The sequence below is a fragment of the Paraburkholderia rhynchosiae genome, from assembly GCF_002879865.1.
In the GTDB taxonomy this organism is placed as follows: Bacteria; Pseudomonadota; Gammaproteobacteria; order Burkholderiales; family Burkholderiaceae; genus Paraburkholderia; species Paraburkholderia rhynchosiae.
Genome location: NZ_PNXY01000020.1, coordinates 110,139 through 125,811, shown reverse-complemented (window position 1 = coordinate 125,811; position 15,673 = coordinate 110,139). Strand labels below are relative to the sequence as shown.

The window sequence follows — 15,673 nt, the reverse complement described above, 5'->3', positions numbered from 1 at the left end:
TCCTGCTGGTTTTCGATCTCAGGTCTTCGCAAATACGCGTTTGGCGTTACCACCAAAGATCGCGTCGAGATCGTGATTCGGCAAGCCGTTGAGCGCGATGCGTGCGAGCTTCAGAGCGTTCCCGTAACCCTCCCGGGAACTGACTACTGGGAAGTCAGAGCCCCACATCAGCCGATCGGCACCAAAAGCGGTGACGGCCTCGTGAAGAAGCGGTGATGTGGAGTCACCGAAGGGGCGGCCCGAGTGCCATGTTTTGGGGTTACGGGGCATCAATTCACCGAGCCCCGGCACCTTTAGCATGACATTCGGAAATGCCGCGAGCTTGAAGACGTCGCGACGAAGTGCCATCTGCTCATCGGACGTGACAGGCGTGCTGGTACCGCCCAGGTGCTCGAGAACGATCGTCGTTCCTGTCAACCTGGCGATCAGCTCGGCGAATCCCGGCGCATTGAACGTCTCGGCGGACCCCACGCAACTGACGGGCAGTCCAGTTGCCTGGACCGCACGCCACGCCTCGGGAAGACGACCATTGGCAAGAGACGCCGACGGCCGCAACCGGATACCTGAAACGCCTTCGCGTGACAGATTCTCGATCGTCATCGCGACGTCCGGAGCCTCGACATCGACCCAGGCCACGCTCCACAGACGGCCGGGAAATCGCTTAACGCAATCCTGCTGATATCGGTTATCCGTCTGTCCGATCATCTGCGTAAGCACCGCACCGTCAACACCGTGCCCGTTCATCTGATCGACCAGCGTCTCAACGGGCTCATACCAATGAGGCGATATGTGAGCGTGGCTATCAACGATCATGTGAATCTCAGGCCTTGAGAGCGACGCCCGGGTTGAGCGGCACTTCTTCTTTCCACGTGCGGTCGTTCGGGAAGATCACCGTCGACGCGTGAATCTGATTCCAGGGAATCGTATTCGTCAGCACGCTCGGCAGTTCGCCGCTTTCGGCGTATGCACGCGCCGAGCGGATCATCTGACGGCGCCATGCGACGACTGCGACGTCCGACGTGCCGAGGTGTTCCTTGGTGCGGTCGAGGATGCGCCCTTGAGTTTCGCTGACTGCGTGGTCTTGTGTCAGGATGCCCTTGATGCCTGACATCGACGACGTCTTCATCGCTTCACGGTCCTGCTTGTACCAGTTGTCGATGTTCAGTTCCTTCCGGAAGTTTTCATCGAGCCAGTGACCGCCTTCCTGAATGCGATATTCGATATCCACCGGTTGCGTCTCGTCGAAGAACCACTGGATATGCCAGGTCGACTGGTCGTCTCGCGGAACGAACGCGTTGGCCATGCGACGGTTCTTGCGAACGCCAAATCCATCGGGCGGGATCAGCGTGAAGAACGGCAGGATCACCTCCGTGACGCGGGCGTGCAGCTTGCCTTCTTCGCAAAAGTTACGGACGCCGGCGTAGCGCAGACCGTACAGCGTGTATTCGACTTCGATTTTCGGACGGAGATCGCGCTCGTGTTCGTACTTCGCCGGCTCCGACCACGGGAGTTCGCGGTGCAGAACCCCTGCGTGTGCCGAGTCGATCGTGCCTTCAACGGCCTGAGCGTAGTTGCAGTCTTCGAGCACCTTGAACGCTGCGACCTTTTCTGCCGGGTACGACAGGAAGTCGAATTCGGGGAATTGCGGAACCTTCGCCGGGTCGCCCATGTATGTCCAGATCACGCCCGCAACTTCTTGCACCGGGTAAGCCACCGCCTTGATACGGGAACACAGCTTCGAATCTTCCGGTTCGGTCGGCGTATCCAGGCACTGACCATCGACGGCGAACTTCCAGCCGTGGTAGAGGCATCGCAGGCCACCATCCGAATTGTCGCCGAGAGCGAGCGATGCGCGACGGTGCGGGCAGTTTTCTTCCAGCAGACCGACCTTGCCGTCGCTGTCGCGGAACGCAACGAGGTCCTCACCGAGCAAGCGCACGCGGACGGGCTTGCCGCCCGGCTCCTTGATTTCCGACGCAAGCATCGCCGGAATCCAGAACTGACGGATCATGTCGCCGTTCGGGGTGCCTTTGCCAACCTGGGTCAAAACGTCATTATCTTCACGGGAAAGCATGTTTGCTCCTGGTCTTCATATCTGTGATGTGGGCGGTGATCCTTCTCCGCCGTCCTTAAACGAGTGCGAGGGCTCGCAGCAGTCGTTCGCGAGCGCCCATGGTGTTGCTGTCGTTGCCAATCAAATCGTGCGCCTCGATGATCAACTTTCGTACTGCTACGAGCTTCTGCGCCTCCACGGAATTAAGTGCTTTCCGTGCGGCTGCGGCGATATCGCCATCGAGCAGTCGCCAGACTTCATCCAGTTCGGATTCGCGGTAAATTATCTGTTCAAGCGCACGCGAGTTCTCCACCCGCCCGATCAGTTCGCGCAGCGTTCCTGGCGAGTAGTCTTCAATCGGATGCAGATCATCGACGTTCATGAAAGCTCCTATTTTTTTGGACCGGGGCCGAAGTTCGAAGGCGGGAGATCGAGCGCCTGACGACCATAATTCGTCAGTGCGCTGTCCCAGGTGAATGCGAAATGCTGCGCGGCTGAATTAACGTCCCGCCAGATTCGTTGGAGTTCCGAGGCGTTATAGATGCTGGTACCGCCTGCGGCTTCGAACAGGCTGTTGGCTGCACGACGAGCAACCTGTGCCGAATATGCCCAGTCGCGCGGAATGCGCGCCCATTCGAGAGGCGTCAACGAATCCGCGCTCCCGGCCGTGTCAATGCGACGCGTGTCTTCGAGAATCAGCGCACGAGCTGCGTCAACATCAGCCACCGCGTGCGCAAGACGCTCGATCGTTGCTGATTGTTCTGCCGCCTGTTCGCTGGAGAATGCCTTCAGACGCGGCGACAAGCCTTCCGTGAATGAGCGGATAGCCGCGCGGGCGATCCCTAGCGGAGCGCCGATGAGCGAGAACGGCGTGACGTTCTGAAACGGCATACGGTAGATCGGCGCACGCATTGCATCGGCGCCTTCGACGTTGCCCGTCATCATGTTCTTGACGGAAACGGACCGGTGCGCGGGAATGAATGCGTCTGCGACCTTGATCGTGCGGCTACCAGTGCCACGGAGGCCAGCGGTATGCCAGTCGTCGACAATTTCGATGTCCGAGCGCGGGATGACGAAGAAACGCGGCTCAGGCGGACCGTCCAGCCGTTGCACAGCGTTGCCGATGATTACCCACTGCACATGGTCGATACCGGAACAGAAACGCCCTTCGCCGCCGACGAGACGATACCCGCCATCGACTTCAGTGATCGTACCGCCGAGACGGAACACGGTGGCCGTCAGCGCGTGACCTTCGCCGAGGACGTCACGTTGTGCTTGCAACGGGAACAGATTCAGCATCCAGCTATGACCGGCGAGAACGCCGAAAACCCAGCCGGTCGAGCCGCAAGCCGATGCGATTTCCGCGGTCACTTCGACCAGCGTGGTGAATCCCAGTTCGGAACCGCCAAACGACTTTGGCGTGATGATATTAAACAGACCTGAATCGCGCAGAGCGTCGATGGTTTCTTTAGGCACCACGCGTTCGCTTTCCGTCTGCTTGACACGCGAACGGATCGTGTCATGCATACTCCGGGCGAGGGCGAGGGCTTCCTCTTGACTATCGATAGGACGACTCACAAACTTCTCCTGTAAGACTTGCCGCGTCAGGGCGATGCCCCGCCGTGCAGATAATCTGTTTAACTGCCGGTCAGTGCTGGTTGCGAGCGTAACGGCCTTCGACGTTCATGCGCTCCTTGGCGTCGAGGAACCAGCGATAGTGCCCCCCCTTTGAAATCGGCGGCACGTCATCGGAAATCGTGTACCAGCTCTCGCCGTCGTTTTCCGTCGCGTAGATCTCACCCGTCGCCGTACCGGCGATGAGCATGATCTTGTCGTCCCAGTGGTACAGACCCATGCCTTCGATGTTGCCGATCACTTCTTCGGGCATACCGTTACGCATGTGTTCCCAGGTAACGCCGCCATCGGTGCTGCGCAGAACCGTTGCGTTCGCCGACTTCCGCGCTCCCCAGTCACGCGGGGCATTACCCGGCCCGCCGAGGTAGATCACGTTTTCGTTTCGCGGATCGATGAACATTGCGTCGGGATAGCCGATGGCGTCTTGACGCGTCATCAGGTGAGCCCAGGTCTCGCCCCCGTCTGCGCTGTAGTGCAGGCCTTCACCGCCGCACATGAACATCTGCGCAGGATTTGACGGGCGAATCTGCACGCGGTGGTTGTCGTGGTAAAACTTGTCGTTTTCCGATTCGTAGCTGCGCGGCTCGGTCCATGTCTTGCCGTCATCGACCGTCTTGAGAAGCGCGCCCTGCTCGATACAGACATAGAGTGTTTCGGGTTCGGCAGGGTGAAACGCGATGTTCTTCACGTGTGCCACATGCGGGGGCGGTGGAAACGTCCACTTGTCCTGATCCGGGACCTTCATCATCTCGCGGATTTCGACCCAGGTAGCTCCGACGTCATCGCTTCGATAGAGTGCGGACGGCTCAGTGCCCAGAAATAGCACCGTGCGACCATCACGCTCTTGCTGAGCCATCGTATAGATGTGCGTGCTGTCGATGCCGTTATTGCATGCTTCCCACGTCACGCCCAAATCCTTGCTGACCGACAGGCCCCCTTGTCCGTGCGCACCCGCGAAAAGCAGACCGGCTTTCGGCACATAGAGCAGCGCGCTCACATGGCGATCTTCGAGCGCCTTGCGCGTCAGGTTCCACGGCGCGCCGGCGTCGACACGCTCGAACACCAGCATGCCCCGAATCGTTGCGACCAACAGTGTCGTTGCCGGACCTTCACCGTGCGTCACGGTTCCACCGTTGGTGGTCAGAACTGCGATCATCTCTCCTCCTAGGGGAATACCCTGTTATCTCGCCGGTTTTCGTCAGAAACACAGTCTTTACCGCCTTCGCCGTTGCACCTCAGTGCGGTTCGCGCCGAAGAGTCTTTGACTTTTTTCTGGCTAGACTAAATAATATGCAAAAAAGAATTACGCGTCAATGCACAGCAGCGTTCGTGCAGCGTAATTCGGGCGCAAGGCATTTGTGACGAGGAAGCGTATGTGTATTACTTGCGCACCGTTTGCGCCGTTCTCCGCGTTCTACGATTCTGGAGGTGACATGAACGAGCATCTGAATGAAGTGATGACGCTGCGTCTGACGGCGATTAACTATCTGGCCCGGAATACCTCGGCCTTCACATTCGAAGACCCACAGGGCAATCTGCTGCCTGCGGCTGAACCCGGCTCACACGTTGGAGTGGTGTTAGCGAATGGTCTGATGCGTCAGTACTCGCTGCTGGAATCGAGCAACAGCCTGACACAGCGTTCGTATGTGATCGGGGTCAAACTGGATCCGCAATCGCGGGGTGGCTCGAGTTACATGCATCAAACGATGCGCGTTGGCGATCTGGTGACGGTAGAAGCACCGCGCAATAACTTCCCCCTCAACGAAGACGCCGCTCACACAGTTCTCGTTGCCGGTGGTATTGGTATTACCCCTATCCTGTGCATGGCGCGCCGTCTGAAAGAACTCGGACAATCACCGCGTATCTATTATTCGTGTCGTGAACGTGTTGACGTCGCTTTCGCTGAAGAACTGAAGACGTTCGAGCACGCCCTCGTTCACGTCGATGCTGAAACCGGCAGGTTCCTCAATATCGCAGATATCGTGAAGCGCGAAGGCAGGAACGCTCACTTCTACTGCTGCGGCCCCGGCCCGATGCTCGAAGCGTTCGAAGTCGCGTGTGCCGCGCTTCCTCTCGAGCAAGTCCACGTCGAATATTTCACCGCGAAGCAAGCAGCGGCGCTTGATGGCAACTTCGTCGTCGAATTGCGCAAGAGCGGAAAAACGCTGACGGTGCCGCAGGGTAAAACGATTCTCAGCGTCGTCCGCGAAGCGGGCGTATCAGTTTCGTACTCCTGCGAAGAAGGCGTATGCGGAGCGTGTGAAGTTCGCGTGCTCGAAGGTGAGCCAGATCACCGCGACGCCATTTTGTCAGAGCCCGAAAAGGCTGCTAACAAGACAATGATCATCTGCTGTTCCGGCTGTAAGAGTGATCGCCTCGTGCTCGATCTCTAGGTAAAACACCGGGCGACCTGTTCGCCATCATCTCACGTTAAGTTAGGAGACATCTAAGTGATTATCGATTGCCACGGCCACGTCAGCCCGCCCGCCGAACTCTGGGTCTACAAAGCGCACATCCTCTCCCATCGCGGCGAGCACGGTCGCAAGATGCCCGAAGTGACCGACGAAGAAATCCTGCACTATGCCAACCGCAAGGAAATGGCGCCCGTCGGCCACATCGACATGCTTGACCGCGTGGGCACGAACGTTCAGTTGCTGTCGCCGCGTCCGTTCCAGATGATGCATAGCCAGAAGCCGGGCAAACTCGTGCACTGGTTCACCGAAGAAACGAACAACATCATCTCGCGCACGGTCAAACTTCTCCCGAAGCGCTTCATCGGTATCGGCGGGCTGCCGCAAGTCGCGGGTGACCCGATTGAAGTCGTGCTGCCGGAACTCGAACGCTGCGTCAAGGAGCTAGGCTTCAAGGGCGTGCTGCTCAACCCCGACCCGTTCGAAAACAACGGCAGCGAAGCACCGGCTCTGGGCGACCGCTACTGGTACCCGCTGTACGAAAAGCTGTGCGAACTCGACGTTCCCGCGCACATCCACGCAACCGGCTCGCACTCGGCCCGCACGCCCTACACCGTTCACTTCATCAACGAAGAAACTATCGCCGTGTTCGGCCTCGTCAATTCGAACGTGTTCAAGGATTTCCCGAATCTGAAGGTGATGGTCTCGCACGGCGGCGGTTCGGTGCCCTACCAGATTGGCCGCTTCCAGTCGGGCGCTTCGCGCGCCGGCCGGAACTTCCTCGACGGCATGCGCAATCTGTACTACGACACCGTGCTCTATTCGGAAGAGTCGCTGCGTCTGCTGATCAAGACTGTTGGTGCGGATCGCTGCCTGTTCGGCGCCGAGTGCCCGGGCGTCGGTTCGGCGATCAACCCGGCAACGGATACCACGTTCGACGACATCAAACCGTTTATTCAGGGCTTCGACTGGCTGTCGCAGGAAGAGAAAGACAAGATTTTCTTCGGCAACGCCCGCGATCTGTTCAAGCTTGATCTTGCGGATTACGAATAATCCCCGGCGCACACAGGACTAGAAATCATGGCAAGAATCGTACTCGGAATGGGAACGTCGCACGGCCCCATGCTGGTGACGCCGCCCGAGACATGGGGCGCTCGCGTGTCCGACGATCGACTGAGCAAGCATCACTTCGAAGGCCGCGAGTGGTCCTTCGATGAACTTGTTGACTATCGGCGTGCCGAAAACCTCTCGGAACAGGTCACGCTCAACGTCTGGAAGGCTCGACACGCCCAATGTTTGGCCGCGATCGAGGAGATGGCGCGGGTTCTTGCAGAAGCCAGGCCGGACGTCGTTGTGATTGTGGGCAATGATCAGATGGAGATTTTCGACGCTGATTGCATCCCGGCACTCAGCGTCATGTGTGGTCCGACCATCGTGAATAACATGATCAGCCACGAGAAGCTTCAGACCATGCCTCCGGGCGTCCGTCATGCGATGCCTGGCTATATGCCGGACACCGCAAGCTACGACGGCGTTCCCGAACTCGCGAAGCACATTATCAAGAGCGCCATAGCCGACGACTTTGACGTTGCCGCTCTCCAGCGCCTGTCGGAACATGAAACGCCCCACGCGTTCGGGTTCGTCTTCCGTCAGTTGATGAAAGATCAGGTGATCCCGACTGTGCCGGTGCTCGTCAACACGTTCTACCCGCCGAATCAGCCCACAGTCAAGCGTTGTCACGCGTTCGGCCGCTCGGTCGGTCGTGCCATTCAGTCGTGGGATAGCGATGCACGAGTTGCTGTCATTGCATCGGGTGGTCTGACGCACTTCGTCATCGATGAGCGCGTTGACAACTTGATCCTCAACGCCATGAAGAACCACGACTTCGCGCCAGTCTTCGCCCTTGGCGAAGAGATTTTCCAGGCTGGCACATCGGAGATCAAGAACTGGATTCCTGTCGCGGGCGTGATGGACGAAATCGGTTTCGACATGACGGTGGTCGATTACGTGCCCTGCTATCGAAGCGAAGCCGGCACCGGCAACGCGATGGGGTTCGTGTACTGGAAGCCGCAAGCGTGAGCAGAGGATAACTGAATCCATGAAAAGCAAAGACGAATTCGTCCATCGCCTTCGTAGGCTGGACTGCTGCGCCGTGTCCGATGCGCTAGACAAACTCGGTTTGACGGGTGTAGTGAGCGGTGTCGCACAGGCATCGGGCACCAAGCGTATCGCAGGGCGCGCCATCACCATGAAGCTCGGCGTAGGCGCCCCGCCGCCGGGACCGCCGCGTCACCTAGGTACGACCGCCATCGAACTCGGTGGTCCGGACGACGTGATCGTGGTGGAGCAACGCACGGGCGTCGAGGCCGGTAGCTGGGGCGGCATGCTCTCGCTGGGTGCCAAGGTTCGCGGTATCGCTGGCGTGATCGCTGACGGCCCGGTTCGCGATATCGATGAGTCACGCGAAATGGATTTGCCGGTGTTCACAAACGCATTCACCGCACGCACTGCCCGTGGTCGCATCGTCGAAAAGGGTGTGAACATCCCAGTTGAAGCCTTCGGTACTGCAGTCGAGGCCGGTGACTATGTGATCGCTGACAGCAGTGCCATCGTCTTTATTCGTGCCGCCGACGTTGCACGCGTGGTTGAAACCGCCGAATCGATCGTGGCCCGCGAAGCCCTCATGGCGAAGGCTGTCCTGGCAGGTACCCCCATCAGCGAAGTGATGGGTGGCAATTACGAATTCATGCTGGAGGATTGATGATGTCTGAAACCCCACAAGACCAGAACGTTGCGCGCGCAGCGAAACTCGAAACGGCGACCCTGAGCGACGCACTGGATCGCCTCGGCCTGAACGGTCAGTGCTCCAGGATCAAGGCCCGTGATTCGTCGTTCAGCATGGCTGGCCGCGCATTCACGATTCTCTACGGCCCCGCCGCATCGCCCGCTGGCACCGTGGGTGACTTCATCGACGACGTGCCGCCGGGCAGCGTGATCGTGCTCGACAACGGTGGCCGCACCGACGCGACCGTCTGGGGCGACATCCTGACGGAAATTGCACATCGACGCGGCATTGCCGGTACCGTAATCGACGGTATCAACCGCGACGTTCACCTCTGCCTGTCACTAGGCTATCCGGTGTTCTCGAAGGACAACTGGATGCGCACGGGCAAAGATCGAGTGCAGGTGGAGGCCACCAACATACCGGTCAACATCGGCGACGTGCGCATTGCGCCGGGCGACCTCCTACGTGGCGACGCTGATGGCGTGGTTTCAATTCCTAAGGAACATGAAGAACGCGTGTTGGCCGCCGCAGAAGAAATCGACGCAGCGGAAAGAGCAATTCGTGCAGCGGTCGCCTCAGGCATGCGACTCGACGAAGCGCGTAAGCAGTTCAAGTACCATCAACTGCAAACACGCAACATCGAGGGTGCAGCATGACTGAACCGCGCTTCAATCCTGAAGAGACCACGCGTCCCGATATGCAGCGGCCGAACATCGAACTGATCCAGGCGGCAGGTAAATTGCCGTCTGCAACGCTGCACGAAGCGGCCGGAAAAATCGGCGCGCTTCCTGCTGCAATCCAGCCTGTGGCTCCGGATTTCAAGATTTGCGGCCCCGCCGTGACGGTTCATTCGCCGGGCGGCGATAACCTGTGGCTTCACCGTGCGATTTATTTAGCGAAACCAGGTGATGTTTTGGTCGTGTCCGTGAGCGATGTATATGAACATGGCTACTGGGGCGAAATCATGTCAACGGCCGCGAAGGTTCGCGGCCTCGCGGGCCTCGTCATTAACGGCTGTGTTCGTGACCGTCGGTTGCTGTCCTTGATCGGCTTCCCGGTATTCGCCCGTGGACTGTGTATCAGGGGCACCGGCAAGGACTTCGGTGCGCGTGGCTGGATCAACGCGCCTACCCGATTTGGCGAGGTGACTGTGAATGCGGGTGATCTCATTGTCGGCGACGAAGATGGTGTCGTCTGCATTCCTCGCGAAGATGTATCTCGGGCTATCGCGGCCTCAGAAGCGCGCGAAGCGGCAGAAGCAGATCAATTGAAACGACTTAAGGCTGGCGAAAGCACGCTCAGTATTTTCGGCTGGCAGTAATGCCGAAGCTGAGACGTAATTGTGTCTCACAACGTGTTCACGAGGTGCTCACAAGGGGTGGTGGCGTGTAGAGTCGCCACTCCTTGTGCTTCCTGTCCGAACAATTTTCATGGTTAGTGACGAAATTGAGCATCGAAGAAGCTGAATTCAAACGTGCCATGCGATGTCTTACCGGGCACGTATGCCTGATCACCACGGGCTCTGACGCTGACGGTCCGCTTGCTGGCATGACAGCAACGGCAGTGACATCAGTAAGCGCAGTCCCCCCCTTCTTGCTCGTCTGTATCAATCGAACGAACTCATCACTTGCTCACATACAGGCGACCGGCCACTTCGTTGTCAACGTTTTGCCGCGAACCGAACAGGACCTTGCGCAGCGCTTTTCGCGCCCTCTTTTGCCTCACGAAAAATTCCAGGCTGGGACCTGGAGCCGGCTCAGGACTGGCGCCCCGGCGCTTGCCACGGCTATGGTGAACTTCGACTGTAGCGTTGAGCGAGTGATGCAAGTTGGCACGCATGACGTCATTTTCGGGCATGTGGAAGCCGTCGCATCGAATGTAGGATCTTCGACCCCCTTGTTGTATTCGCAAGGCTCCTACGGCGAATTCCAGACTAATAAAGCCGTCGATTTTCATGATCTTCTCTGGATATCTAACTGGGGGTACGACTAATTTCATAATTCCAGGCGTAGGAGACATCAAAAACAAATGCCATCCGCATAAACAATAGGTGTACTAATAAACAACAGGAGAGGTGAAGATGAATAGGGTATCAACGAAACGGTCTCGGAGGGTCGCAATTTCCGCGGTCGTCGGTCTTTGCGTTCTCGCCACGGGTAGCGCTCACGCACAGAGCAGCGGCAGCGGCAGCGTCACGATTGGTGGACTGCTCGATGAAGGTGTTGCTGTGTACAGCAACTCGAACGGCAGTCGTCTCCTCCAGATGCAGGACTCGGCGATCTTCCCGTCGAAGTTCTTCTTCCGTGGGCGGGAAGATTTGGGCAATGGAATGCGCGCGACGTTCAGTCTCGATTCGATGATCAGTCTCAGCACTGGGGGCCTCGATCCACAATCGCGTGGCGCGATGTTCGAGAACTCCTCATGGGTCGGCATAGGCGAAAGCGGCATCGGTGATCTGCGTCTCGGTCGTCAGAACGATTTCGCCTTTGACGACTTCCTGATCACCGGCATCGACCCCGCCACCGGTATCGCGGGTGGGATGCTTAACTTCCGAACGGGATCTTTCGGTGCGGATCTGCTCGGCGTGCGCGGCGCAGCCATTGCGGGCTCGATCGTGAATGGACCGTTCGCGCCCATCAATAACGCGACGGGCCTTGCCGCGATCGACTGGGATCGCGTCGGTGGCAAGCGTATGGGAAGTGCCGTCAAATTCGTGAGCGATGACTTCCGTGGTTTCTCTGGCGGGCTGATGTACAGCTTCGGCGGTACACCTGGGGACTTTGACAACAGCTCGGGCAAAAGCGCGTCGCTGATGTACCGTCGCGGCGTCACGCGCGCAGCCGTCGTCTATACGGTTCAGAATTATCTGCCGGTCAATGGCGGTCACAGTGGATTGGCCAACCTGACGGCAGGCATCCGCTCGAAATTCGGTGAACTGGCGGTTACGGGTCTGTACGCTCAGGCACGCAACACGTTCACAGGCGCGCGCATCTCGGCAGCGGCGGCTGGCGCAGGTTACGACATCACGCCGGCGTTAAATTTGGGAGCGACGTACACATACGAATTCGGCAACGATTTGCTAAAGAATGTTCGCGTCAATCAGGCCGCGCTGCAAGCAACGTACTCGCTCAGCAAGCGCACGAAGATCTATCTGACGAGCGTGTATCAGCACACGAACGGCGCGTACGCTGCCGAAATCGGCAACATCGTGTCCAGCGGAAAGGTACAGTCTGTGACCCAACTCGGCATGCTGACGTCGTTCTAATCGCTTCAGCGTGAAGGGGCGCACGAATGCTATACGCCCCTTCTATCATTTAGGCCTCTCTGGCGGCAAGCACCGCCATCAATCCCTCCAGCACCACCGTTCGCCCCTTTTCGTAAGTCGCGAGCAGCAAATCTCTGTCTTTGCTTTCCAGCGCCTTCAACAGTTGCGTTTCGATATTCGCGCTCCGATGTTGCGGATGTGCGGAGATATCCGCGGCCAGCGCACGATAGCGATCAGTCAACCGCATCATGCGCAGCACCTCGCGCTTAATCACCTTGTTGGGCGACAGATCGAAGATCATGTCGTGAAAAGCGCGATGGTGTTCGATCCAGCCCTCTCGATTGCCGGCCGAGAGCAATTCCTCAAGCCGCGCAAGCATGGCTTTAAGACGCTTCATTTGTGCGGGTGTAGGCCACTCGATAGTGATTAGCAATTCTGCTTCAAGCAGCTGACGCATGCGATACAGTTGCCGTGCTTCCTCGCTTGACAACTGGGCGACGAAGAATCCACGATTCGGATCGTGCTCGATGATGCCCTCAGCCGCCAACAGTTTCAGCGCTTCGCGGATCGGCACGCGACTAATGCCGAATCGCTCAGCGAGATCAGACTGTCGCAGTTGAAAGCCGGGCGCTAGCGTTCCTCGATTGATCAGCTTGCGCGTCTCTGCTGCAACCTGAGCAGGAAAATCTATGGTGTCCATTTCGCGAAATCTCGTAAGCATCTATCCCTCTTGCAGAGAAGAAATACATTTTTGTATTATATACCAAGAGTCGTTGTTGGCCGGCAATATCATGCACGCTCTGACTCAGCAAAAAACTAACCGTTATTTGATTGAATTGAACCCCCGGATTCGGAAATCGACACGTATTGCCCCAAGACCGCCATTTTCGACGCCATGGGTTGCGTGGTGACGATTTTCCGTCGGTGCTCCTACGAGAGTGTCGGGGCCGCGCATCGCGGGGCCGTTGATTGGGGAGTCCAGATGCATACACAAGCGGGACCTGCGCTTACACAGATCTCACGGTCTCGCAGTCGTGCTTATCCCGTTCACCTTTGCTGGAATCGCGCCAGTATCCGCAGGCAGTCAATCCGTTCAGTAAGAACGCGTGACCCTACTTCTGCGCGGCTTCAAAATATGCAATCGATTGTTTCCCAACTTCTCAATCGTCATTGTGCTGCTCCGCGCTGCGGCTGACTTTGCGCTCTTCCAGGCCCACCACATTGAGTCGCATCTGCTGCACGGCGGCGGTCGGGTCACAGGACAGTCGTTCAGACGATGACTGGCATTGCCGATCGGTCCAAGAAAGCCGACGACATTATCACGACCATCGAGAGCATCGCATTTCATCAACGTTCTCGCGCTGAACGCAGCGGTTGAAGCCGCCCGAGCGGGCGACGAACGCCGCGGCTTTGCCGCCGTGGCACTAGAACGATCAGGTGACACAACATCGGATGACCGCATAAGGTAGCTACTTTCGCAAAATAGCCCGGATTCGCCAACGTGACAAACCCCAAGCTGTAACCGATAGACGAAGTGCTTTTAAATAGTTGGCATACGGAGTATATTTGCAGCCACGGTCACGTGTACAAAATGGAGGAAGACATCATGCAGTTTCATCTCAACGGTTTCCGGGTTGGCGACCCACTGATCGAACCCGCCGTCGAACCGGTCGCCGAGGGCGCGTCGCGCGCCGGAATGCCCGAGACGGTGGATGTGCTCATCGCCGGAAGTGGTCCGGCAGGGCTCGTGCTTGCGGCGCAACTGTCGCAGTTCCCCTCAATCACCACGCGGATTGTCGAGCGTCGCGGCGGACCGTTGTTGATGGGACAGGCGGACGGCGTCGCGTGCCGCACCGTCGAGATGTTCAACGCATTCGGGCTTAGTGAGCGCTTGTTGCGCGAAGCTTATTGGGTCAATGAAACGGTATTCTGGCGCCCCGATCCCCAGAATCGTGGCGCAATCAAGCGTACCGGCCGCGTCCAGGATACAGAACAAGGCATGTCGGAGTTTCCGCATGTAATCGTCAATCAGGCCCGCGTACAGGACTATCTGCTCGACGCTATGCGTCGTTCCGCGCGACGCCTCGAGCCGGATTACGGTCTCGAAGTCGTCGACGTGCAGCGCGACGACAATGCCGGTGAATATCCGGTGCGTGTCACGTTGCGCAGCACCGATCCGTCGCGACTCGACGAGCTGGTCACCGTGCGTGCGCGCTATGTCGTCGGTTGCGACGGCGCGCGCAGCCGCGTTCGCACGGCCATTGGACAAACGTTGCGCGGCGACGCGGCCAACCACGCATGGGGCGTGATCGACGCGCTCGCCGTCACGGACTTTCCGGATATCCGGCTGAAAGCGGCAATTCAGTCCGCGACCAAAGGCAACCTGCTGATCATTCCGCGCGAAGGCGGATTCCTCGCGCGCTTTTACGTCGATCTGGGCGAAGTCACGCCGGACAACCGCGACAGCATCAAGCGAACCACCGTCGAACGTATCATTCAGACCGCGCAAAGTATTCTGCACCCCTATTCACTCGATGTGAAAGAAGTCGCATGGTTCTCGGTCTATGAAGTGGGACAGCGGCTGACGGACCGCTTCGACGACGCCGTCGCGGCCGATGGAACGTCTCGCGAGCCGCGCATCTTCATCGCCGGGGATGCATGCCATACCCACAGCGCGAAGGCTGGCCAGGGCATGAACGTGTCGATGCAGGACGGGTTCAACCTCGGCTGGAAGCTCGGCGCCGTGCTGCAGGGACGCAGCGGCGTCGACGTATTGCGCACGTATTCCGACGAGCGTCAGCCCGTCGCACGGGAGTTGATCGATTTCGACAAGGAATGGTCCGCAATGATGGCCGCTCCCCCGAAAGACCCCAATCGTCCGGAAGCGGGCGGCGTCGATCCCGCAGAGTTACAGGCATATTTCGTTCGCGCGGGTCGATACACGGCGGGCGTGGCAACGCGTTATCGCCCGGGCACGTTGACGGGCGAGGCAACTCATCAGGCGCTCGCCAAGGGCTTCGAGATCGGGACGCGCTTCCACTCGTCGTCCGTTATTCGTCTCGCCGATGCCAAGCCGGTTCATCTCGGGCACGCGGCACTGGCGGACGGTCGCTGGCGCTTGTACGCGTTCTCCGATGCGAACGGAAGCGCGCTAGAGGCGCTGTGCGAACATCTCGCGACATCGTCCGATTCTGTTCTGCGGCTCGCCACAGCAAATAGTGCCGACATAGACAGCGTTCTGGATTTGCGCGCAGTGCTGCAGCAGCCGCATCGCGAAGTCCGCGTCGAGGCGCTGCCCTCGGTCCTGTTGCCGCGCAAGGGACGCTATGGCCTGATCGACTACGAGAAAGCATTTACGAGTGACGCAGCGACTGATATCTTCGACGAGCGCGGCATCGACCGCGAACGCGGCGCACTCGTCGTGGTCCGACCGGATCAGTACGTTGCGCATGTTCTTCCACTCGATGCATACGCGGAATTGAACACCTTCTTCCGGCCGATCTTGCGCATGCGCTAGCCCACTT

Annotated in this window: 15 protein-coding genes and 1 pseudogene; 10 read left to right on the top strand and 6 right to left on the bottom strand. The window is 58.6% G+C overall.

Features of this window, described 5'->3' with window-relative positions:
- Positions 1-18: 18 nt before the first annotated feature.
- The 5 genes from C0Z16_RS24970 to C0Z16_RS24950 form a co-directional block, all read right to left on the bottom strand.
- Positions 19-813, bottom strand: coding sequence for an amidohydrolase family protein (locus tag C0Z16_RS24970; RefSeq protein WP_102634727.1), 795 nt, complete (start codon positions 811-813; stop codon positions 19-21).
- Between the two features lie 7 nt (positions 814-820).
- Positions 821-2,074 carry a Rieske 2Fe-2S domain-containing protein gene (locus C0Z16_RS24965; RefSeq protein ID WP_102634726.1) on the bottom strand — a complete coding sequence of 418 codons (1,254 nt, stop codon included), beginning with the start codon at positions 2,072-2,074 and terminating at the stop codon, positions 821-823.
- A 55-nt stretch (positions 2,075-2,129) separates the two neighbouring features.
- Entirely contained in the window at positions 2,130-2,435 is a 306-nt protein-coding gene (locus C0Z16_RS24960) for a hypothetical protein (RefSeq protein ID WP_102634725.1), read from the bottom strand.
- An 8-nt stretch (positions 2,436-2,443) separates the two neighbouring features.
- Positions 2,444-3,631 (bottom strand): acyl-CoA dehydrogenase family protein, encoded by a 1,188-nt coding sequence (locus C0Z16_RS24955; protein ID WP_102634724.1) that lies wholly within the window; start codon positions 3,629-3,631, stop codon positions 2,444-2,446.
- A gap of 70 nt (positions 3,632-3,701) precedes the next feature.
- Positions 3,702-4,844, bottom strand: a complete 1,143-nt coding sequence (locus C0Z16_RS24950) for a WD40/YVTN/BNR-like repeat-containing protein (protein ID WP_102634723.1) — start codon at positions 4,842-4,844, stop codon at positions 3,702-3,704.
- Positions 4,845-5,121: 277 nt separating this feature from the next.
- Between C0Z16_RS24950 and C0Z16_RS24945 the strand changes: the two genes are divergently transcribed.
- The 8 genes from C0Z16_RS24945 (at position 5,122) to C0Z16_RS24910 (ending at position 12,149) form a co-directional block, all read left to right on the top strand.
- Positions 5,122-6,081 (top strand): PDR/VanB family oxidoreductase, encoded by a 960-nt coding sequence (locus tag C0Z16_RS24945; protein WP_102634722.1) that lies wholly within the window; start codon positions 5,122-5,124, stop codon positions 6,079-6,081.
- A 57-nt stretch (positions 6,082-6,138) separates the two neighbouring features.
- Positions 6,139-7,152 carry an amidohydrolase family protein gene (locus C0Z16_RS24940; RefSeq protein WP_102634721.1) on the top strand — a complete coding sequence of 338 codons (1,014 nt, stop codon included), beginning with the start codon at positions 6,139-6,141 and terminating at the stop codon, positions 7,150-7,152.
- Between the two features lie 27 nt (positions 7,153-7,179).
- Positions 7,180-8,178: a DODA-type extradiol aromatic ring-opening family dioxygenase gene (locus tag C0Z16_RS24935; RefSeq protein ID WP_102634720.1), complete on the top strand. Its 999-nt coding sequence runs from the start codon at positions 7,180-7,182 to the stop codon at positions 8,176-8,178.
- Positions 8,179-8,197: 19 nt separating this feature from the next.
- Positions 8,198-8,860 carry an RraA family protein gene (locus tag C0Z16_RS24930; protein WP_102634719.1) on the top strand — a complete coding sequence of 221 codons (663 nt, stop codon included), beginning with the start codon at positions 8,198-8,200 and terminating at the stop codon, positions 8,858-8,860.
- A gap of 2 nt (positions 8,861-8,862) precedes the next feature.
- The gene (locus C0Z16_RS24925) at positions 8,863-9,540 is read left to right on the top strand and encodes an RraA family protein (RefSeq protein ID WP_102634759.1); all 678 of its coding nucleotides are present in this window, start codon (positions 8,863-8,865) and stop codon (positions 9,538-9,540) included.
- A complete protein-coding gene (locus C0Z16_RS24920) occupies positions 9,537-10,205 on the top strand; it encodes a 4-carboxy-4-hydroxy-2-oxoadipate aldolase/oxaloacetate decarboxylase (protein ID WP_102634718.1) in 669 nt (222 codons plus the stop codon). Before C0Z16_RS24925 ends, C0Z16_RS24920 begins: the two co-directional genes overlap by 4 nt.
- Positions 10,206-10,363: 158 nt before the next feature.
- A complete protein-coding gene (locus C0Z16_RS24915) occupies positions 10,364-10,876 on the top strand; it encodes a flavin reductase family protein (protein WP_102634717.1) in 513 nt (170 codons plus the stop codon).
- Between the two features lie 88 nt (positions 10,877-10,964).
- Positions 10,965-12,149 (top strand): porin, encoded by a 1,185-nt coding sequence (locus tag C0Z16_RS24910; protein WP_102634716.1) that lies wholly within the window; start codon positions 10,965-10,967, stop codon positions 12,147-12,149.
- 49 nt (positions 12,150-12,198) lie between these two features.
- Here C0Z16_RS24910 and C0Z16_RS24905 read toward each other — a convergent pair whose 3' ends face one another.
- A complete protein-coding gene (locus C0Z16_RS24905) occupies positions 12,199-12,849 on the bottom strand; it encodes a GntR family transcriptional regulator (protein WP_244201354.1) in 651 nt (216 codons plus the stop codon).
- Positions 12,850-13,413: 564 nt separating this feature from the next.
- On the opposite strand from C0Z16_RS24905, the pseudogene C0Z16_RS24900 reads away from it, so the two are divergent.
- Together C0Z16_RS24900 and C0Z16_RS24895 are read left to right on the top strand one after the other, a co-directional pair.
- Positions 13,414-13,579: pseudogene (locus C0Z16_RS24900) on the top strand (methyl-accepting chemotaxis protein); the annotation flags it as partial.
- A gap of 176 nt (positions 13,580-13,755) precedes the next feature.
- A complete protein-coding gene (locus C0Z16_RS24895; RefSeq protein WP_102634758.1) occupies positions 13,756-15,666 on the top strand; it encodes an FAD-binding monooxygenase in 1,911 nt (636 codons plus the stop codon).
- The last annotated feature ends 7 nt before the right edge of the window (positions 15,667-15,673 follow it).